This window comes from Pseudomonas sp. 5.2 (genome assembly GCF_059025405.1).
This window is the reverse complement of record NZ_JBYBHH010000001.1, coordinates 35,554-58,121: the sequence shown is the minus strand read 5'-3', so window position 1 is coordinate 58,121 and position 22,568 is coordinate 35,554. Positions and strand designations below refer to the sequence as shown.

The window sequence follows — 22,568 nt, the reverse complement described above, 5'->3', positions numbered from 1 at the left end:
CCACCGCCACACCCTGTCACTGTTCTGAACAGGCCGTTCACAGCGTTGCGTCTAAGCTGTCTGGGACGGCTCAAGCCCTTGGTTCCAAGGAGGACCGATTATGTTGCTGTTGTGGTTGGTGGTACTGGTGATCGGCGCGGCATACCTCACGCATCGGCGCCTGGCGCCCTTGCAGATACTGGGCATCATGGCGGCCTACGTGCTGCTGATGGGTATTTTCAGCAGCGCACCCGGCTGGCTGCTGGCCCTGCTGTGGGTCGTGCTGGCCGTGAAAATCGCCTTGGTGGCCCTGCCACAATGGCGACGCAAGGTGTTCACCGGCCCGGTGTTCAAGTGGTTCCAGCATACCCTGCCGCCCATGTCGCAGACCGAGCGAGAAGCCATCGACGCCGGCACCGTCTGGTGGGATGGCGAACTGTTCAGCGGCCGCCCCGACTGGCGCACCTTGCTGGCCTACCCGGCGCCGAAACTGACTGAAGAAGAACAGGCCTTCATCGACGGCCCCACTGAAGAATTGTGCGCCATGGTCAGCGACTGGCAGATCGGCCAGGACATGGATCTGCCCCCTGAAGCCTGGGCGCACATCAAAGCGCAGGGCTTCTTCGCCCTGATCATCCCCAAGGAATACGGCGGCAAGGGCTTTTCCGCCTACGCCCACTCTCAAGTAGCCATGAAACTGGCCACCCGCAGTGGTGACCTGGCGTCCACGGTGATGGTGCCCAACTCGCTCGGCCCGGCCGAACTGCTGCTGCACTACGGCACCGATGAACAACGCAGCCACTACCTGCCGCGCCTGGCGCGCGGCGACGAGATCCCCTGCTTCGCCCTGACCGGCCCACTGGCGGGCTCGGATGCCGGCGCCATGCCGGATACCGGCATCATCTGCAAAGGCCATTGGCAAGGCGAAGAAGTCATCGGGCTGCGCCTGAACTGGGAAAAACGCTACATCACCCTCGGCCCGGTCGCGACCCTGCTCGGCCTCGCGTTCAAGGCCTACGACCCAGAGCACTTGCTGGGCGACGAAGAGGACTTGGGCATCAGCCTGGCGCTGATTCCTACCGACACTCCGGGCGTGGAGATCGGCAAGCGCCACCTGCCGCTCGGCGCCGCCTTCATGAACGGCCCCAACAGCGGCAAGGACGTGTTCGTCCCGCTAGACATGCTGATCGGCGGCCAGGCCATGCTCGGCAAGGGCTGGATGATGCTGATGAACTGCCTGTCGGTGGGCCGCTCCATCTCGCTGCCAGCAGTGGGCACTGGTGCCGCCAAGTACACCAGCCTGGTGACGGGCCAGTACGCCAATATCCGCGAACAGTTCAACGTGCCGCTGGCAGCCTTCGAAGGCATCCAGGAGTCCTTGGCGCGCATTGGCGGCAATGCCTGGCTGATGGACAGCGCCCGATTGCTGACCGCCAAAGCAGTGGACCTGGGCGAAAAACCTTCGGTGCTGTCGGCGATCCTCAAGTATCACCTGACCGAACGTGGCCGCGAGTGCATCCAGCACGCCATGGACGTGCACGGCGGCAAGGGCATCATCATGGGCCCGAACAACTACCTGGGGCGCAATTGGCAGGGTGCGCCGATCTTCATCACCGTCGAGGGGGCCAACATCCTCTCGCGCAACCTGATGATCTTTGGCCAAGGCGCCATTCGCTGTCACCCGTTCGTGCTCAAGGAAATGGCGCTGGCCGGCCGCGAAGACCGTGAGCAGGCGCTGGTCGAGTTCGATGAGCTGCTAATGAAGCACATCATGTTCGCTGCCGGCAACGCCGCCAGCACCATCGTGCTCGGCCTGGGGCTGGGGCGCCTCGAACGGGTGCCAGGCGATGCCTTGAGCCAGGGCTATTTCCGTGCCTTGAATCGCCAGGCTGCAGCTTTTGCTCTGCTGGCAGATTTGTCGATGATGCTGCTGGGCGGTGCACTCAAGCGCCGCGAGCGCCTGAGCGCTCGCCTGGGTGACGTGCTGAGCTACCTGTATCTGTCCAGCGCGGCACTCAAGCGGTATCACGACCTCGGCTCGCCGGAGCACATGCAACCTCTTCTGCGCTGGGCTATGGAAGAGAGCCTGGGCAAGGCCGAGCAGGCGCTCGACCGGCTTCTCGACAACTTCCCCAACCGCTTCGTCGGCTGCACCCTGCGCGTGCTGGTCTTCCCCTTCGGCCGCTGCCACACCGGCCCCAGCGATGAACTGGACGCCGAAGTGGCGGAACTGATTGGCCGGCAGCAGGGTGACCCGGCGCTGGAAGAACTGCTGGCTGGGTGTTATCGACCACAAGCTGAGGGTGATCCGGTCGCTGCGCTGCAGCGTGCGAGCGACTTACTGGATGACGCCGCACCTTTGCACAAGGCACTGCATCAGGCCCTGAAGGAAGGCAGAGTAAAACCGGCCGCAGGGCAATCGGCTATCGATGCTGCTGTCGAGGCTGGCGCACTGCAGCCTGCTGAGGCACAGCGCCTTCATGCCGCGGAACAGGCTCGGCGCGCAGTGATCGATGTCGATGCTTTCGATAAGGAGCAGCTGGGGCCTACAACCGGCAAGGTACGTTGAACGGTCGCGCAAAAGGGGCCGCACAGCGGTCCCTGCCAGCGTATACTCCGGCCCCGTTTTTCAGACACACCGAGGACCCTTTCATGGCCAACCCGCACCTGGAGTATCACCTGCAACTGCTGCAACACCTGCGCACCATCCTGGCTGCCCTCGGTGAAGCCGAGCAGGTGCCGGAAGAAAGCCACGCCCTATTCCTCGAGCGTTTCGACGAACTGCTCACCCTGCTGCCCCAGAACCCGCTGGAAAGCCAGTACCTCGGCCAGGACCTGCTCTGCCAAGTGATCCAGCGTTATCCGCAAATTGCTCACCTCGTGCCACGCGATTTGTTGTGGTTCTTTGGTGGTGATTGCCTGCACTTCATGCCCGACGATGAACTCGACCTCTACCAGCAACTGGAAGAGCGCCGCCATGAAGCTGAGCAAGAGGGTGAGCCATTCGACTGGCACTTGGAAAAGCAACGACTGAGTCAAACTGACAAAGGCAGTACCCACTAAACTGAAACACCTCCCCAGCGCCTTGCTTTGCATCAAGGCGCTCCGTTAAAAATCCTACAATCAATTAGTTTATTCCTACATCCTGCAAAACTCATGGCCGTTAGTATTTGCGTCGAGGCGTTACAGGCACGCTTCGTGCAATTTCCTCACCCTCACTAACCCCTTCAACCATGAGCCACAGTATGAAACGCAAACTAATCGCACTCCCCCTAGGCCTCTTTGCCAGCTTGATGGGCAGCTCCGCCTTCGCCAGTTCCGTTTTCTTCGAAGGCAGCATCACTGCTGAAACATGCCCGATCGAAATTGTTAACCCAGGCGATGGTAGCGTGGACAATCGGGTTGCAATGGGTGACGTCCCGCTGGGCAGGTTCGGTGGCGCCGCCGGCACCGAAGTACGTGGTGCCACTTTTGCCGTCCGCGTACCGGATAAAGGTAGCTGCGGCGTTACCGAAAACAATGCGAATGTCACCTTCAACGGTGACGCGGACGGCAGCGGAAGCTACTTCAAGGTCAACCCTGTGAGCGGCGCCGCCACGGGTGTCTCGATCGTGATCCGCGACAGCAGCAAGGCATCGGTCGCGCCTGGCGGAACGTCGGTTGACTATGCACTCAACGCCATTGGGCCCACCGACCTGAAGTTTGATGCCTACTACCGCTCCACCGCCGCTACGGTAACCGCAGGCCCAGCATCGGCTCACGTCCGCTATTCGGTTGCTTATAAGTAAGCAACGCGTGTCACCCGGTGCCTTGCGCACCTCGCTAAACCATCCAGGCGTTGATGATACGCCTGGGTGCAATGGGTAACCGTTATGATCAATCCACTCAGATTCACGGCTGGCTTACGTTTTGCCGCTTGTATTTCCCTGGCCATAAGCATGCTCGCCGCCCCTGCCATCAGCCAGGCCGCTTTGACATTGAATAATACCCGCATTGTTTTCAATGGCGATAAGCGAAGCACGTCCGTCATCGTGAAAAACCCGTCCAAGAGTACGTACGCGGTACAAACCTGGATCAATACCGTCGCGGATGACACCACCACGGCTGTTCCGTTCGCCATCTCGCCCATCTTATTCAAACTCAGCGCGGCCAACGAACAACTTATCCAAATAAGCGGTTTACCCCACACATTACCGAATGACCGCGAGTCACTGTTTTTTTTCAATTTGCAAGAAATCCCCCAAGCCAGCACCGAGCCCGGCAACCAACTCAATATCGCCCTGCGCACGCGAATCAAACTGTTCTATCGGCCGCCAGCGCTGAAGGGCACGCCCGCGGGCCAGTTGAAGTCTCTGGTGTTCTCGCTGAGCGAGAAAAATGGCACCCACTCTTTGCTGGTTCGCAACCCATCGCCGTTTCACATCACCTTCGTTCGACTCGAGGTCAGCGGCCAGGGGCAGCAGCACACCTTGAACAACACCGACATGCTGGAACCCTTCGCCGAGCATGCCTACCCGCTCACGGGAATCAAGCCCGCTCCAGGCTTGCAGGCACAGTTTTCCGTCATCAATGACTATGGCGGTTACACCGAGCCTCTGACGCTGCCGATCCACCTGCCTAACTAGAGCCAGCCACCACGCAAGTCGCAAGGAATCGTCATGATGTTCCTCCCCTTATCACGCTGGCGTGCGTCACGCCATCAGCGCGGCGCATTGCTGTGCCTGCTAGGTAGCTCGGCATTGATACTGGTGCCCACTGTTAAAGCGGAGACCGGCTTCCAGAGCGGCTTTCTTCGCCAGGTGCCGGGCCAATCCGAAGACGTAGGCGCCTGGTCATTGGGCATGTTGACCCGCGACCAGGACCTTGCACCAGGCCTCTACCGGGTGAGCGTGCACGTCAACCTTGAACCACAGGGCGAGCACGAACTGGATTTCCAGCCTACCGCCGAGGGTGAGCTGCAACCTTGCCTGCCCGCCAAGTTGCTGGGTGAATGGGGTTTGCGACTTGATGCACTGGCCAACATCGAGGATCAGCATCGCGCCTGCCTGGACCTGAAGGCTGTTGTCCCCGGCGCGCAAATCGACTTCAGGGCCAGCGAATTGCGGGTGGCCATTTCGATTCCGCAAATCGCCATGCGCCGAGACGCCAGCGGCCAGGCCGACCCCGCGCACTGGGACAGCGGTATCAACGCTGCCTTCGTCAGCTATCAAGCCTCCACCCTGCAAGGCCGCAGCCGTTACACGGGCAATTACAGCAGTGACGACCTGCACTTGAACAGCGGCGTCAACCTTGGCGAATGGCGCTTGCGCAGCACTCAGTCCTGGCGTCAGGACCAACAGGGTAACCGTGAATGGACCAGGGCCCAGACTTACGCGCAACGCGATATCCCCGGGACCCGCGCCAACCTAACAGTCGGGGAAACATTCACCGACAGCGATATATTCCGCGGCATTCCCATCTCTGGCATACGCGTGGCATCGGACATGAGCATGCTCGGCGACAATCAACGGGGCTATGCCCCTGTCATCCGTGGTGTCGCGCAGAGCCGAGCGAAGCTTGAGGTCTGGCAGAACGGCTATTCAATTTATTCCACGTATGTCAGCGCTGGCCCTTACGCCATTGACGACCTCAGTACTTCGGGCAGCGGCGAACTGGAAATTGTTCTGACCGAGTCAGACGGCCAGGTCCGGCGCTTCATTCAGCCCTTTTCGACCATCAGCAACCTGCTGAGGCCGGGTGTTTGGCGTTACAGTGCGACGGTTGGGCGCTATAACCCTTCCAGTGATGTAGACACCCCCTTGCTCTGGCAAGGCACCTTGGCCATGGGCAGCCACTGGAACACGACGCTCTACGGCGGGTTGATGGCCAGCGACTACTACCGGGCGGGCAGCCTGGGCATCAGTAAGGATCTGGGTAGCCTGGGTGCCTTGGCTTTCGATTTGACGCAATCGTTCAGCGAGGTCGACACCCCACATGAGCGTGACGTACAGGGTACGAGTTATGCCCTGAAATACGGTAAAGCCTTCACCAGCCAGACCAATCTGCGATTTGCCGGCTACCGTTATTCGACTGAGGGTTACCGCGACTTCGATGAAGCCGTGCGCCAGCGCAGCCAGGCATCAGGGTATACCGGCAGTAGCCGCAGCCGCCTGGAGGCATCGGTCCACCAGAGCATGGGCAAGAACAGCTCGCTCACCCTTACCCTGTCTCAGCAGGATTACTGGCAGCGCAGCGATACCCAGCGTCAATACCAGTTCAACTTCAGCACGCATCACCGCGGCGTAAACTACAACCTGTTTGCCTCTCAGTCGTTGACCGACCGATATGGCAGCGATCGTCAATTCGGCTTGAGCATATCGTTGCCGTTGCAGTTCGGTCACCGCGCCAATGCCACCTTCGATATGCAACACAATGCCCGGGGCCTTAGCCAACGCGCCTCCCTCGGTGGCGGCATCGCCGAGCGAGCGCTGAGCTACAGCGCCAGCCTGAGCGAGGACGAAAGCAATCGCCGGACTGCGGCACTGTCGCTTGGCTATCAGGCCCCCTATGCAACGTTGGCGGGTGGTTTTACCGAAGCTGAGGACTATCGCAATCTGTCGTTGAATGCCAGTGGGGCCGTGCTGCTGCACGCTGACGGCGTCGAGTTCGGCCCCTACTTGGGAGATACCGCGGCCCTGATCGAAGTGCCGGGTGTGGCCGATGTGGGCCTGCACAACGTACCCGGCACGCGCACCAACGCGCGTGGGTATGCGCTGCTGCCTTACCTGCAACCCTACAGGACCAACGCGGTTGTACTGGATATCGACCGGCTGGGGCCTGACGTGGAGATCGAAAACGGCGCAGCACAGGTGGTCCCCCGCCGAGGCGCGATCGTAAAAAGCCGCTTCGAAGCACGCCATGTCTCGCGGATGGTCCTGACCCTGCACGACGCCAGTGGCCAGCCACTGCCTTTCGGGGCCCAGGTAAAAGACCAGCAAGGCGAACTGCTCGGCATGGTAGGCCAAGCCGGCCAAGTAATGCTCACGCATCAGGCCTCCGATCGCCCGTTGCAGGTGAGCTGGGGTGACCGGCCGGACAACAGCTGCCAGCTGGCCATCGACTCAGACGCCACGCCGCCCGTTGACGGCTATCGCCTGCAAACCCTGCCCTGTATTTAGCGACCAAGCTCGCAATGCGGCCCTCGCATTCTGCCGCGCTGGGAGCTCCAGGACATCTATGAAAAACATCAAAACAACCTTGCGCCTGGCATTGCTGGCCGCAATGACATGGCCGGCGGCCGAGGCCATGGCCAGCGCGGACACCCGCTGCGAATTCGGGCCGCTCAAGAGCAACTTGCTCAAGGTATTCGTCCGCGACATGGGTACGTTGTACGTGCCACGGGACGCGCGAGTCGGCACGCTAATCGGCCCCGCTGACGCCTACGAGCAAACAAGCGACCAGAATAATTTGAGCTTGAGGTGTTTCAGCTACGGTGTGCGAATGAACTTCGACATGAAAGCAGCCCGCGGCGTCCACCCTCCAATGGCTCCCATTGATGGCCAAAATATGGACGGTCACGTTCTCAGGACCAACATTCCTGGTTTAGGTGCAATCGTAAAGGTACGGCGCCCCTTTAATGGAGGCACCGATCAGTGGATTCCGATTGGCAGCAACCCACCGCTGGTCCCTTTCGCGGCCTATTACGAAACTACGCTGCTAGGTGGCGTAGCGCTGCTCAGATTCGCTCATGAGGTTACCTTGGTGAAGACCGGCGACCTGGCCCCTGGCGTCCACCAGCTGGATGGCCAACTGATTACCGGCCACCTCGACTTCCAAGGTATGGGCCAGGTAATGGAGTACACCCTCAGGGCAACGATCATTCAGAGCCAGTGCGAGGTCCTCAGCGACGCGGTCAGCGCCAACCCGGTGAAGCTCGGTGAATGGAGCACCAGCGACTTCACCGGCGCCGGTTACACCACCACCGCTACGCCGTTCCAGATCCGCCTGAGCAGTTGCCAGGTCGACCCCGACCCGGACAACGAAACCCTTGCGACCATCGAACTTGAGGGACGAGATGGCTCACAACCCATTGGGCCTGTGGGTGAGCATGTGTTCAGCCTGACCAGCGATTCCGACGCCCGAGGGATGGGAATCCAGATGCTTCACAACGGCCAGCCGATGCCATTGAATACCGAAATTGGGCTGAGGTCGGTACAAGATGGCACCGTACCCTTGAACTTCGAGGCGCGCTTCTACCAAACAGAGCCAAGCAGCAACCTGCGTGCTGGCTTGGCCAAGGGCGCATTGAACTTCACCATCCGCTACCGCTAGCGGGTAAAAAGGCCGGCCCCTCTGGCCGGCCTGGTTTCACCTGGTTAATCCGGCTAAGCCTGTGTGGTACCCGACAGGATGTTTTCAGGGTCGTAGTGGTAACGACAGGCCTCCCCTTGCTGGGTTTCGACACTGATCAGGCGGTTGAGCTCGTCGTACACCAGCACACGTTTCTGCTCATCGCTGATCAGGTTGCCATTGGCGTCATAATGCAAGTCGATAGCGGGTTGCGGAGCCGGCGGAACGATCTTGCTCAATTGCGCCGGGTCGACATTCGTGAACTCGTACAGTGTCCGCTGCGGTGTTCCCCCTGGGCTCTTGGTAATGACCGAGGTGATGTTGTCCAAGCCATCGAAACCGAACGTCTGCCATTCGATGATATTGCCGGAAGGATCGACCGGCGCCTCAGGGCCGGTGCAGTCATAACGCTGCAGCCGACCGCGCCGGTCGTACGCGTATTTTTCATGGCGCAACAGCTTGGCATCCTCTTCGTCTGCATCCTTGGGGCGCTCTTTGAGTATTCGGTGCGTCAGGCAATCGAACTCGTCATACCCCTGCTCCAGCGTTTGCAGAATGTCGCCAAAGTCGAAGGTGCGCTGCGTTTCCCGGTCGAACTCGTCGTATTCAAGCCGTGTGGTCAATTGCTGACCGGTAGTGACATCCTGGGTGGTGGTACTTTCCATACGCCCAAGATCGTCATAGGTGAACGATGCCGACAAGAGTATCTGATCAGCCAGCGGATTGCGGCGCACTCGGTAACGGGAAGGGGTGGGCACAGGTTTACTCAGCGTGGTGCTTTCCAGGCGCCCACAATCATCGTATGCATAGACCTGGTTCTGACCCTGCACGTCCAGATAAGCGCGCATCCGCCGACGGTAGCTGTAGTCATAGGTCATGCTGAAGGTTTCACCCTCCAGAATACGCGTTTCGGTCTTGACCTCGCCGTTACTGAGGAAATAGGTTCTGTCCATGCTATGCCCGGGGTCTCTGGCGTCCCCTGGTTCTTCACAATGGGTCAGCTTGGCATTCTTGGGATCGTATACGTAAGAAGCGGGCTTTCCGCTGAGCACACGCGTTGTGGGCTCCTCGCCCAGTACGGGGACGTAGGTGTATTCGATCTTCCTGCCATCTGGGGCCGTCACCCAGCGCGGCTGCCGCTCACCCGGGTCGTACTCGAAGGTTTGCAGGCGCCCACCGGTCGTGGCGCTGATACGCCGCTCCAGGCCATCGAACGCCTGCTCGCCCAATAACTTGGCGTTCGCTTCGGTAGTGCCCACCTTGATGCTGACTGGCAGGTCGTTGCGGCTGTGCTTGGCATACGTACGATAAACCCGATTATTACGGTCAGCCAATGTGTGGACGAGCAAACGGTCAAAGGCGTCATATACATACTCGTCGATCCGTTGGCCGGTGCCGCTGCCCTTGGCCTCCTTGCTGAGCCGTCCAAGCCCGTCGTAGCCATTGACCTGCAGACTGATGCTCGTCGTTCCATCTAGGGCAAAACGCTCGATTTTCGCTGGCTTTTCAAACAGGTTGTGCCATGTCTGCGTGATACCGCTGAGCCGTATTCCATCACGTTCACGCCAGTTGTGCTGAACCGGGCCATCGGGGCTTTGCACCTGGCTGACTTCCTCAACCTCCGTCACCCCATCGGGGCCAGTGACGGACCGCTGCTGGCCCCAGTCGTCGTAGGCGTAAGTGCTGGTCAACTCCAGCAGTTGGTCACCCAGCCAGTCGATTTCGGTTTCCTCGCTCAACTGGCCCAGCTGATCGTACTTCGCACGGTAGATCGGCCTCGAGCCCCCCGCGAACGTCTTGCTGTCATGGTCTTCACGTGTTTCTAGAATTGCCCGGCTGAGCCCGTCGAAGTACGTGCTGGTCTCGACCCCCTTGACGTCGTACGCCCATTGCTGGGCCTGTTCATTGTCATAAGCGCACAGGTGGTACTTGTAACGCCGGTACGCCTCGAAGTCCGTGCCCGGAGCAACGGTCTCACGCGTTACTCTACGCAGCGCGTCAAATTCGTAACGAATCTCGACGTTGTTGTCGTCACGGTTGAGCACCGTCTCACCGGTCTGGAGGTCGTGCTCCAGGGTGATGACCTTGGTTTGCCCATCGAAACCCTCGAGCGTCTCGGTGGTCTGCAACACGGCCTTCGCTACGGGTGTACTGTAGGCGTAACGGGTGATCGTATCGTAAGCCTCGGACCCGTGGTAACTCACGGTTCTGGTACTGACTCGTCCGTACTGGTAAGTGGGTGCGGTTAACGCGTCATAGTATTCGAAACTGATTTTTTCGATGAAATCATCAGGCTTGCCGCCCGCCTCGAAAATGCTCTCACTTTCCACCAGCCACCAGGGTTGCGTCAGATAGCTGCCCCGCGGCGCCAGCGGCTTGTATGCATAGAGCTGGGTCAGGGTGGGCGCGGCCCCTTGCCCATTGGGGGCGGGCCGTACGGTTCGGGATTTCAAATGGCGCACGAAACCGTGAGGCTTGCCTTCCTCCTCGGCGCTGTACCAGACATTGGTTTCAAGCACCTGGTTGGGTTCCAGGCGGGTCAGCACATTTCCCTGATTATCGTAGCTGGTGACCTGCTTTTCCAACCGCTGTTTTTCCACTGGAGGCTTGCCGGGCTCCTGGAAGGGCCCGGTCCAACGGCTGGTTACCTCGACCGGAAGCTGGAAGGCAGGCGGTTGCTGGTCGAAAGAGCCGTCAATTTCACCGTAGGCAGTGGTGACATCCAGCTCATTCTCACCTTGAGAGGTCTGTTGGGACACCAGCAAGTGAAAACGATTGAACGTGCGCGTAATCGTTCGATTGTTATTCGACTCTTGTATCTCGCGCGTCTGGTAGGAATAGTCCTTCGCCACCTTGTAGAGATTATCCAGCCCTTCGTCATCCCAGGGGATCGTACGGCCGCCCCCGACGAAATTGTTCACGCCAGGGTATTCATACTTCACCACCATCGTCGGCTGCTCGAAACGCGGCGAGGTTTCATGGCGGGTTACCCGGGGCAGATTGGCACGCCCGGCGCTGGGTGGAAATTCATGCCCCAAGTCGTCGTAAAAGATGCTCTCGTGCCCCCCGTACGGGGTCGTGACCTCGTTCAGGCACAAGAAACCGCGCACGTCACGATAGGTAAAACGCCAACGAGCCTGGTTGGGGGTGGGCAGGATGATCTCGCTGACTCGGTTATCACTTTGGCTCAGGGTCATCACGTAACGAGCAAGCGGGCTACCATCATCGCCACCATAGGGGTAACAGAGAATATCGACCCGGCTGTTGCCTTGCCGCTCGAGCCTGAGGATTTCCTCAGTGCCGTCGGTAACAGTGCGCAAGCGCATATGGTTAGCCAGCGCCGGCTCGTATGTCAGGTTGAGCACATGCCCAAGGGGCGAATGCAACTCGATGGGCAGAGAGACCTGTGCCTGCTGAGGGCCCATGGTCTCCAGCACTTCGACCAGGCCAGAACGGTGTTCAACGCGGTAACGCTTGGCACCATTCTGGCCTGGCGGTTCATGGTAGAGGTCAAACTGCCTGAGTTTCTGCTCACTCATTTCCAGACGGCCGGTGACCGTGGACTCACCGGTAATCTTGTACGTTTCGCCGCTGCGCAACGTTACTATATTGTTGCGCACTTGGGTGAGTTGCAGGTTCCAGCCCTTGCCAAAGCCCGAGTCTTCAACGTTCAAGGGACTGTAGAACAAACCCAGGTTGAAGTCCGGACCCTGCAGGTCGTTACCTTTCAACTCAGGCAGCTTGATGGATACCGTGTATTGGCCTGTGCGCGAGTCGACACCCGATTCGATGTAAGAGGAAAAATTAAAAGCATTGGAATGTACGGAAGTTGATGCACTCATTTTAAGTAGCCCTCAAGCCATAATCAAACTTCTTTATTCACTTCCGAGGAGAACGAATAACCGCACAGGACAACTTCCCCTCAATATTTCCGTGATCATAGTCACCCGTCGTCCTCATGACACCCGGCACGATAATTGTATCGACAGCATCCTTGAGATCACGAATATCAAACCAAAGCGAAGAGGTGGGATGCTTGATAGCGCGAACATCGAACCACCAATCCCCGCTGTAAGAACATGACCTCTCAGACATCAGTGTCACAATGGTACTGGAGGGGACGTTTTCGAATTTAACGAATGTCGCCACGTCGTTGCCACAGTCGTCCATCTTGAACTGCTTGGCATCCGCCCCTGCAGCCGGCACGGTTACAGAACATTGTTTGCCGCCAGGGAGTTGATCGCCATCCATCCTTTGCGCGAACTTTATGATTGCTGCGGCCTGCGTTTCACTTGCCTGCACCGTTTGCCCAACACCGCCGCCAATAAGAAGGCCCGCAAACAGCATGCTTAACACGTGAGCATTAGTTTTCATCACAACCCCCTGCACTTCGGTCAGTCAAGCGAATCGTCGTAACGTTTTCTGCACGTGGACGTGAAGGCACGCTGTGCACCAGCACATTCCGGTCACCAATGGTGTCGGCCGACAGATAATCAATTTGAATCAGGTGCAGGTTGCCCCGTGCGTCACGTAACTGCACACGCAACGGCTTGGTCATCTTGGCAAATGCGTCAAGATCACGTGCATCGCTTAATGAGCGATTCCAATTGCGGAAGTTCGCAATCACCAGCAATCCGGCCTCATATTCCGTCGCCACCGGCCGCTCGAAGTCCAGTCGCCCCAACACCGCTGCCATGCCACCGTCGAAAGACACTTTCTGCGGTTCCGCCGTCCCCTGGTTCTGGAACAAATACCCCGTGTAACTGTGGAACACTTCGTTACCCGCGCTGCTTTCCCAGCGAACCATTGAAGTATTGACGTCGCGCTCCCTGTCACTTTGCCGAGCCTTTACAAACTCGGCGGTATAGAACGTTCCCGCCTTGTAATCCAGCATCCAGTAATCGTCGGTGATCGGGTGCATATCGAAATCTGCATGCTCCGGGTCCGCCCCCCCCAGGTCCCCGCCCCCGCCCGCCACGCGCTTGCGAATGAAGGTGTAATCACTGGATTTGTAAGGCTCCGGTGTGCGGACCTGAACTTCAATGGTGGCATTGGTGTGTGAAGTGTCATTGGAGTAGAACCACTCGCCACTCGCGGCCTGAAAGCCCGCGTAAAACACCTGCGAACTGGATGTTCCACGCCGCTGCAGGTAGAAGATCTGCCTGATGGTGCGGTTTTCCGGCACCCGTTCGGTAACAGGCTGCGCTGCTGTCTCGACAGCCACGGGGCTGGTTTCGTTGCCCAGCAAAAAAATGTTTCTTTTCAAGCTGGTGCGCCAGACACTTCCGTAAACAGAACCAATGCCTTCCTCGTTGTCACACAGGCTGGGGATTTTCTGTCCCGCCCGATCGAACAGCGTCATTGACGCGATTTCTGCCGGGCTGAGTTTGTAATCCTTGCCATCCACCTGGTCGGTTTCCACGGTAACTTCCACCTCCAGCTGCTGATAGCCGTTGGAGTCAATCATCCCGCGTGTGCCCTGGCTGCTCTTGCCGACGGTGATGTCGAACCGTTGCAGCGACTTCCAACTGGCCTGCGCCTGCAGTGCGGACGTTTTCAGCACGCTGTAGCCTGTGGCGAATACCACACCGTTGCGCACCACTTCACAGGCCACCACATTGCTTTGCGGTTTGTGCTGCGCCGATGCGGTGAACTGACCCGATGGCGTCACGCTGCCAGCGCCGCCCAACACCCGCCAACGTCTGGGTTCATTAGGCATAATGCGTTGGACGTCGTTCAGCTGGATACTGCCACCATAAGCGAGCTTCGGCACGAAAGGGGGTGCGAGCGTCACCAGTGGCTGGCTATTCACCATGATCAGCGCAGCGTTCCTCTGCTCACTCGCCGCGGCCTGTACCTGCTGCACAGTCAGGATCCGTCTCAATGCTCTACGATGAGGGGAAAACCGCGCATGCCTGTCGCCAAGGGTCGCCAACTCACCCATAGGTGGCTCAAGCAGTTCCCAGCCGACGGGCTCTTCACCCGCATTCCATACGTCCACCCCCGCTGCATGACGTGCAGGGCGGAAAGCAACGGCACTGGGCGTTACCAACAAGCCCTCGAAGGTAACCAAGAGACGGGCTGCAGCGCTGTAAGTGTTGTCGCCCTCGTCGTACTCAGCGATAACGATGATGGTCTGGATCTCCTCCGCCATGTCTTCCTGGGAGGGGGCGGTGTACAGGCCATTGTTATCGATTTTGCCGTGGCCTTCCGGGGTACTGCTTTGTGGGCTAACTGCGCTCCAACGCGAAGCGCTGAGCGGCTTGCCCTCGCCGTCGTGCAGCACGAACTGCTGCTGTTTGCCTGCAGCTATCACTGCTCGCTGCGCCGGTTCAACCGTCAAGCTCGTGCGCAGCGGATCGATATTGCCAAACACGGCCCGGTCCAGCGGTACATGATCTTCTTTTTTTACAAACGCATTGAGCTCGGGGAACAACAGGCTTGCGAGCAACTCCAGGCCCTCGTCGGACGCATGGCCGAGCATGTCTTTGTTCAGTACAAGCGTCGCCGAGTAGTCGCCATCGGGCAGCAGGTACGGAAAACTGTCATCAGGTGACTGCCCGTCAACTGTGTTGTCACGCAGACGAATGAATACCAGTACCGCCCCATCCCCTTGATTGCTCGCACCACGCACGCGTGCACCTGGGGCAGCCTGGGTACGCAGAATGAAACGCTTGGGTGTCAGCGGTTCGTACCCTTCGAAGTCCACCGTCCCAAGATCGAACATTGCGCAACGGGCAGGCCTTTCGTGCATCCAGCTTTCCAGTGCCTTGATAAGCACCTCGTTAAAGTTTTCATCCTCCTCCAGCAGGTTGGTCCTGAAAGACGCACCTTTGGCCAGATTCAACGTAACTCGGCCATAGGGATCTACCTCACCGAGTACCGTTTCGAGGTCTACCTCCATTTTCAGCCAATACCCCGCTGCCTCAGTAATCTTGATATCGCTGATCAAAGCCCCAGTAGTAATGACCGTACCTTTGATAATGTTCATGGCCACCGTGGCTTTGGCGTCGCTCATCGATGCGCTGTCGAAAGACAGCAACGGCGAACCAAACTCCAGACCTTGTAATCTCAGAGAGTCACCCACGCCCTGCCCTGGCAGCGAGTCACTGTAGGGCGGCAGGTACGTGTTTTCCTTAAGTCGCGTCAAGTATTGCTGCTCCAGCAAATGGTTCAGCCGCTGGCGACTGTAGGCAGCAACTGCCCCCCAACCCAGCGTCACCGACCCCTTACGCATGTGTGCAAGCAACTGCGCCAATGAATTAGACATGGCATTACCCTCCGAAAGACTGTTGCGAGCGCACACGCAGGCCCGCCGGAATGGCAGCGCGGCGCGTGGCATCGAAATACTGCGACAAAGGCAGCGGCAGGATCAGATGGCCTTCGAAAATGAGGTTGTAATCTGGTATCGCTAACTTGGCCAGGATCAGCGCGAAAGGCATACCGGCGTCAGGGTCAGGAGGCGTGAAGACGCCACTGGCATCGATCTCGCCGGTACCCGCAATCGGCAGGATCTGTTCCACACCGGGTATGACATTCCCGCTCAACCGCACCTGCAACTGCAAGGCGCCATTGGGCAACGTACGGGCAACCTCAATGATGAGCTCCGGACTGCGCTGGCGCACCAGCACATGAATCAAGCGAGACTCGCCCGCTTGAGCGTCCTCTACTTTGATCTGGTCAAGCACATAGGTCTGGTTGGCATCTACGAGGCCACCTGCGGTGTAAATGCACCGCTTGCCATCTTCGCTGGGCTGCACCGAACCCCGCCCCTCTGCGTCGGGGTCGAGTACCGACCACTTCAAATCCCCACCCAGCGTGCCAGCCGTGAGGGTCAACTGATTGTCGATGTAACACACGCGAATCAAGGGGTTGACGGTCAATGCAGCGAGCAACACCGTAACCCTGCTCATGCTGCGCTGGCCAGTGAACGGGTCCGTGGCGATGACCCGCGCGCGAACCTGCTGCCCGCCCATCGCATGCGCTGGCGGTGCGCGGTATTCACCCTGAGCGTCGATCCGCCCAATATCACCCTGGGCACCGGGCAACGCCTCAAGGCTCCAGACCAGCCCCTCACGCGCGGGTTCGACGGTAAAGGTATGGCGCTTGCCGGGTGCAATCACCACGGGTGGGTCAACAACACGGAAAAATGCAGCGCTGTTCTGGTTCGCGAACAACGCCATACCCGCGGGAAGCTCAAAGTGGAATGGGACGAACCGATGATCAGGGGCCAGCGTCACGCCGTTGCTCATCTGCTCCGGCACCATCGCCGTCAGCTTTTTGGCCAACCCTTCCAGCACTGCTTGCTTGATGACGAAGGCGACGAACGCATTGATCTCTCGTTTCGTCTGCGCTGACAGACCATCGGGTAGGCCATTGACCGGTGTTACCTCGGCTGCCTGCTCCCAAGGCCACAACACATGGCCCAGCAGCATGCACCCAGCGTCTTCCTCTGGCGTTGCAGGTTTGTCCAAGTGGAACAACGTGCGCAGATCGAACTTGAAGGTCGCTGTATGGGTTTGCCACACGTTGTCGCGTTTGCTCCTGTAACGCAGTGTCAAGGTACAGAACGACTGCCAATGCTGGCGAACTTCATCGTGGTCGAACTCAATGCTAAGCGGCGACTGGAAAGCGCCTTGGGGCGCCTGTCCGCGGGCGCTCTCAGTGGCGGGAGTGCAGCAACAGCAGCATGCCTGCCCATGCTGGCTGAGGGAACGGTTGCCCCCTGCGGCGTCTGAAGGCGCAGCCCCCCCCACCGGAATAACGAACTCATCGCACTCGAACTGGTAATCGTTGCTCTCATAGGTGCTGGGGTGAACACGCAACTGGCCGGCCTTGGCGTCCATACGCGCTAGCGTTTTATCCGCGTCCAGGTGCGACTCGAACACCCCGCCTTCAAGCATCTCCTCAAGCCCTGTAGCGTAAGCAGCCCTGTGCAACAAGCGCGAAGACAGCAGCAGGGTGGAGGTGACCGGTTGCGACAGATCATCCGGCAGCAGGAAAGGGTAATTGTTCTGCTCGGTAGGGAAGTTGCCCAACGGGCCATTTTCCAGGCCTGCGAACACCACCATCGCAGCTTTGCCGTCTAATTTGCTGACATGTGTACGGACCGCACTGTCACGCACCTGCAGGTACGGATTGCCAGCCAGCGCCTGAAAGTCCACCAACGGATAGACTCGACGGGCGATATCCAGCCCACTGACGAAGTCCTTGAAAAAGCGCCCGGCAGCCAGCCGCTGGGGCAATCCACCGCCCAGGTCAAGCTCAGTCTCCACACCCTCTTTCAAGTCGGCCTGCACACCTTGCGAGTTGGCTGTCAATGCCAGCTCTTGCTTGACCTGCAACGGATCCAGCAGGTCGTGCATCGCCACACCGAGAAGGCCGTCGGCCTTGTCCATGATAAAGTGCATACCGCCTTCCAGTGCGATGGTTTGCCGCACGTTGGGCGATGAATACGCCGCCTCGATATCCCCTAACCGTGGCGGCCCCATGCGGTAGCCAGTCAGCACGTGGGTAATACCGCTACCCGGCACAGCGATCTCGCCTTCGATATCGCCCAGCGCGCTGCTCTCGCGACTGTAGTGCGCCAGCTCCACAAGGTCGTTGGCCTGCTCGGGACGCATTGCGAACGTGAGGTCCCAATTCATATGGCTGGGGTGCTGCTTCATCCATGCCAGGATGACTGACAGATAGTTACTAGACATGATATGGCCCTGTTCAATTTATGCTGTAAGGCATTCGTGTGATTGAACGTTGTTCAGCTACTTGCGTGTGAGACGCCTTGCGGCCCGCTCGAGCGTTCCATAGGCCCCCGGGTGCTCAACCAAGGGCAACGGCAGTACAATGAAACCGTCATAATTGAGGGGGATGGGGATGAAGTTCCCCGAGCCTGGCGGGAACTCCACCTCCGCCTGCGTCTGCAAGTTGCACCGGACCACACTGAACGGAGCATCTGACGTAACGGCTTGATAATAGGGATTGCCGTCTTCGTCTTTGCCGATCTGGCCTGGGCCATGGACCACTGTCAGTTCACCCGGAATAGCAGCACCGCCGCTAAATAACTGCAGCCATGCCCTGCCCAACTTCACATCGTGCTTTGACATGATCACTGTGGTGGGAGGTTTAAGTTTGCTATTTGTGATCAGGCACACCGAACGGCGTTCACCGGTGCTGTTGCTGACCTCTACCTCCTCAAGCACAAATGCCTTGCCCTGCAGGTCTGGGCCAGGTATGTAGGTGTTGGTGGCACCGGATGCATGAGCGAGAGAGCCATGAGGTTGCGCGCCCAGAATTCTCCAGTTCAATTCGCCCTCGGACACATGACCAGCCTTGAGGGTCACCCCTTCATCCCCAACCTGGCAAAGCTCCACCAGTGGGCTCACACCGAGCGCGTTTTTCACCACGGTGACCAACGCGGAACTGGAGAAACCTGTGGCTGGCGCGGTGGCGGTGATGCGCACACGGGTAAAGTCGCCTCCGATACCACTGGCACCGGGAGCCAGGTAAAGTCCATTAGTAGCGGGGTCGAAATTGCCCGCATCGTCAGCAGAGCCTTCCACTGACTCGACGGACCACTCGATCTTCTGTTGCGCAGGCACGACAGAGAGCTGTAGCTTGTCCCCCTGGACCATGACTTTTTCGAGTGGCGAGACGGTAAACGTAGTCAATTTCGGGTTGACGCTACCGAAGCTCACCACGTCGCGAGGCAAGTAAAGATCGCGCCCAGCGATGGCACCGCCGAAGTTAAGCTGGATCGTTTTCTCTACCACCTCATTCATATACAAATCGGTGGCAAGGTCTTTTGCGAGTGCGGCCCGCAACTGAGGTATAGACGTGCCACGTACAACATTTTCCACTGCCGCGTACACACTTTTCCTCATCCAAACAGCGTGCGCTACACTGGTACCAAATTGATTACCCTCCGCCGGAGGCACTGGCCAGCCTCTCTCAAGATTATACAAATCCCACGCATTCGGAAAATCAATGTTGATGCCTGCCAACTTCAACATACCGCCTTGCTGATCATCAATGTTCCAAGTAATTTTTATAATTAATCGAGACTCCGCCGACCACCCCCCCAGCATAAAACTCGGGTGCGTTCCTGGGTTCCAAGGGTCCGCATACCCCCAAGAATCCCAATACCGGGTTACCTCAACATCCAGCCAAGCCGTTTTATCAAACTCCAAGACCGCCTGACCATTAGCAATATGAATTTTCAGATTTCCCGCCAACGGCATCGTCCCCGCTGGCACCCGCATATTCATCTCACTGAAAAACCACCCATAACCGCTATCGGCGTAGTCACCTTCAAAAAATGCGCTATCGGCCCCACCTGAAAACTTTAGTTGCCCATCCGTGAACGTTGCGGTTGCTGCCGCGCCATCATTCGCGTACTCAACGTTGAATTCTGCCGCCTCGAAAAGGGTCCGCGGCATATTCCGAAGAATAGTTGCGAGCGCAACCCTATTTTTCCCGAACATCACCGCCGCGGAATATTCACTGCTGTCGCCAGGTATCAAATAACGATAGTCTTTCCCAGGTGTAGAATCTTCTTCGCTACTGCCACCGACCATGCGAATCGTCCCCAGCAACGCCCCGTCCGTATCAGCATCCCCCTCGATATCCATCGGCGAACGCGTTACCGAAGGATTGCGCTGGGTATACAATTGAAACGACTCCGGCCGCAGCAAGTCATCATCACCGTGCTCGATATGCCCCAGTGACCAGACGCGTTTTTCATCCGGCAACGCTTTGAACAACGCTTTAAAAAAGTCGCCACCCGACTCTCGAATACGCCTGGAATCGGAAAACATCATGACAAAATCGTCACTATTGCGCAGGTCCAAGGTCAACGCGCCGCCAGCATCGACATGCCCCGGCACCTCACTCAACTGCAGATTCAAACGCAACTCTGGGCCCACCAAAGGTTCGATCCGATCAATACGCTGGGGGTACCAGTTAGCGCCAGCCTGCTTCAAGCCTACCTGATTGCCGCCCACCATCTTCATACGCAGGCTGGCGCGGGAGCTGGTAATATCGGTGTTATCGAAAGACAGCCTAGGGTGATCCAGAATAAAATTCTGCATGAAAACCTTGTAACCATTGTCTGCCTCGGTCTCACCATTCACCGGCGGCAGGTACGAACTGGTCTTGAAGCGCCTGATATACTCTTGAGTCAGCAGCCTGTCTGCCTTGGCTTTATCAATTGCAAAAACAGAGTCATTGCCCAGCAGTCGATCACCCGTCTCCAACCACTTCAGCAAGCTCGCCTTGGAATTAGTCGACATGATTCACCTCACGCAAGAGTTGGATTTCAAGCAATCAATTCGATATCGACGGAACGAAAGTTCCGCCAGGTGTCGCCATCATCAAAACTGGCAGACACCGTCAACCTGAACTTTCTGTTCAGTTGCAACCCTTGAAGAAATGCTTTGGGCAAGTACGCCTCGACACGGCCATCGTAATACTCGTCAGCACTCACCTCGGTTGAGCGCGGGCGCAGGATATGCTTGGCACTTTTACGGCTTTTCGGCACACCTTCGGCTTCGATCCCCAGCAGCTGCCCTTCTGCCATGAATGCCCATGCCCCCAAAGTGCAAAGCGCGCCGCCAGACGGCACTATGCCCAACGACAGTTGCTCGTTCTCAACCCCCGCCACCTGTATGAGCGGGTAGCTCTGCTGGCCGTAATCGGCCACCTTCAGGTCGAATTTCTGTGAGCTGCGGGGCAATTCGCCAGTTTTGGTAACGGTGTAATAGACATCAAGGCGCCTGCCCATGTTGGCGGCGATGGCCGTTCGCGGCACCCTGAACAGGCGCAGGTCACCAGAGACGGGCTGTGGCACGATGACCGAGCCCGTGCTGCCATGCCCCTCCCAGTGCACACTGACCTGCGGTGCCGGCAGCTCCCCCTCGCCCAACTCTGCATCCGCCGGAATACGCACTTCGGCGCCGCCATTGAGGTTACGCGGGTGGACAGTGCCCTGATGCGGCTCATCGTTCCATTCCGGCACGGCATCTTTGATGACGGGCAGTGGCAGGTTCAAGGGGCGCTGCAAGGCCACGGCCAGCCCCTCCGAGCGCTTTTGTGCCCCAGGGCGTCCGTACTCATAGCTGAAGGTAATTTGCTTGCCACGGTTGACCTCGCTCTGCAGCCACGCACGGTCCAGATGAAACGCCAAGTGTTGGCTGTCGAGCGAACTGACATCTGCTCGCACGCTGCGCAGGCTCACCTCCGGGCCTTCTACATAGAGCATCAGGGAATCGCCCAGGCGTAGGTCTGGGTAAGGCTCGGCCAGCAGCCAGAGACCGTCCTTATAAGCATCGCCATCGGGGTCGAGCGTGTCTCCTACATGCCCCGGAATACTGGGCGCCGCCAGCAGAGGCGTGGCAGGAGGGTCACTTGGATCGGGCCAAACAATGTCGAAACGTTGCTCAGGCGAACGGCTTACCGAGCCACCGGTATATTCGATGCGGTAGCGCAAAACCCCGAAGCCGAACATGTAGTTTTCGACATCACCACGTTCCAAGTGCCAAAGCAACGGCTGGCCGAGGTCAGCGTTGCTGACTTCATGCAGCAATTCGATCGGTTCGCCAGGCATGAACTCGCCGTAATAAGGCTCCCACACCAGGAATACCTTGTCCCCTTCAGCCATGGAGACATATGGCGGAGTCGCCAGTTGCAGGCCCTCATCCTTGAGTTGAGTAACATCAATGATCAAGTCATGGGCACCCTGCAGGTGCGCGACCGGCAAGGCCCACAGGCCGTCGGCCATTCGGTTAATGTAAAAGTGCCTGCGCTTCGACTCCCTCGTAAAAGCGCCGGTGCTATCCGGAAGTTGGAACGAATAGAACACCGTACCGCCTCGCAACTTCGAAACACGATCGAACTCGATCCTGAACCGCCAGCGCTGCTGAGCGTCAACTACATCCACTTCATCCTCACCGAAAATATCATCAACGGAGCCATCTTCCATCAGGCCACGCCAGTTGATCTTCACGTAATCTCCAGCAGTGATACCGCGGTAGGTTATCCAGGTATCCAATGGGCCTGATGCCAGCGCATCCAGATCAACCGAATTTGTCCTCACGTCGAGGTGCGCAACGTCCGGCATATCTGGCGTATTCATGAAAGTGTCCTCTGTGGCCAATAACCAATCATGGGAATTGACGACAGGTATATCACCCCACTCACGCCCCCACACCTGGCAAAAATGCTAGGTGCCAGCGAGGCATACTTCGACTAGTGTCTGCTCATATTCC

Annotated in this window: 12 protein-coding genes; 6 read left to right on the top strand and 6 right to left on the bottom strand. The window is 58.3% G+C overall.

Annotated features, from left to right (window positions below; all coding sequences use genetic code 11):
• Positions 1-100 precede the first annotated feature (100 nt).
• From AC5PZ0_RS00230 to AC5PZ0_RS00205, 6 genes are all read left to right on the top strand, one after another.
• Entirely contained in the window at positions 101-2,548 is a 2,448-nt protein-coding gene (locus tag AC5PZ0_RS00230; protein ID WP_493854078.1) for an acyl-CoA dehydrogenase, read from the top strand.
• Between the two features lie 83 nt (positions 2,549-2,631).
• Complete coding sequence (locus AC5PZ0_RS00225) at positions 2,632-3,042, top strand: PA2817 family protein (protein ID WP_099428616.1); 411 nt, start codon at positions 2,632-2,634, stop codon at positions 3,040-3,042.
• Between the two features lie 182 nt (positions 3,043-3,224).
• Complete coding sequence (locus AC5PZ0_RS00220) at positions 3,225-3,767, top strand: fimbrial protein (protein WP_493854077.1); 543 nt, start codon at positions 3,225-3,227, stop codon at positions 3,765-3,767.
• Between the two features lie 84 nt (positions 3,768-3,851).
• Positions 3,852-4,604, top strand: a complete 753-nt coding sequence (locus tag AC5PZ0_RS00215; RefSeq protein ID WP_493854076.1) for a fimbrial biogenesis chaperone — start codon at positions 3,852-3,854, stop codon at positions 4,602-4,604.
• A gap of 36 nt (positions 4,605-4,640) precedes the next feature.
• A complete protein-coding gene (locus tag AC5PZ0_RS00210) occupies positions 4,641-7,136 on the top strand; it encodes a fimbria/pilus outer membrane usher protein (protein WP_493854378.1) in 2,496 nt (831 codons plus the stop codon).
• A gap of 58 nt (positions 7,137-7,194) precedes the next feature.
• A complete protein-coding gene (locus tag AC5PZ0_RS00205; protein WP_493854075.1) occupies positions 7,195-8,289 on the top strand; it encodes a fimbrial protein in 1,095 nt (364 codons plus the stop codon).
• A 53-nt stretch (positions 8,290-8,342) separates the two neighbouring features.
• On the opposite strand, the gene AC5PZ0_RS00200 is transcribed toward AC5PZ0_RS00205, so the two are convergent.
• The 6 genes from AC5PZ0_RS00200 to AC5PZ0_RS00175 are packed head-to-tail and all read right to left on the bottom strand — an operon-like array spanning position 8,343 to position 22,435.
• Positions 8,343-12,149, bottom strand: a complete 3,807-nt coding sequence (locus tag AC5PZ0_RS00200) for an RHS repeat domain-containing protein (protein WP_493854074.1) — start codon at positions 12,147-12,149, stop codon at positions 8,343-8,345.
• A 37-nt stretch (positions 12,150-12,186) separates the two neighbouring features.
• Entirely contained in the window at positions 12,187-12,681 is a 495-nt protein-coding gene (locus AC5PZ0_RS00195; protein ID WP_493854073.1) for a hypothetical protein, read from the bottom strand.
• Entirely contained in the window at positions 12,671-15,577 is a 2,907-nt protein-coding gene (locus tag AC5PZ0_RS00190; RefSeq protein ID WP_493854072.1) for a hypothetical protein, read from the bottom strand. Before AC5PZ0_RS00190 ends, AC5PZ0_RS00195 begins: the two co-directional genes overlap by 11 nt.
• 4 nt (positions 15,578-15,581) lie before the next feature.
• Positions 15,582-18,011, bottom strand: a complete 2,430-nt coding sequence (locus tag AC5PZ0_RS00185) for a hypothetical protein (RefSeq protein ID WP_493854071.1) — start codon at positions 18,009-18,011, stop codon at positions 15,582-15,584.
• Between the two features lie 57 nt (positions 18,012-18,068).
• Entirely contained in the window at positions 18,069-20,594 is a 2,526-nt protein-coding gene (locus tag AC5PZ0_RS00180) for a hypothetical protein (protein WP_493854070.1), read from the bottom strand.
• A gap of 26 nt (positions 20,595-20,620) precedes the next feature.
• Positions 20,621-22,435 carry a hypothetical protein gene (locus tag AC5PZ0_RS00175; RefSeq protein ID WP_493854069.1) on the bottom strand — a complete coding sequence of 605 codons (1,815 nt, stop codon included), beginning with the start codon at positions 22,433-22,435 and terminating at the stop codon, positions 20,621-20,623.
• Positions 22,436-22,568 lie beyond the last annotated feature (133 nt).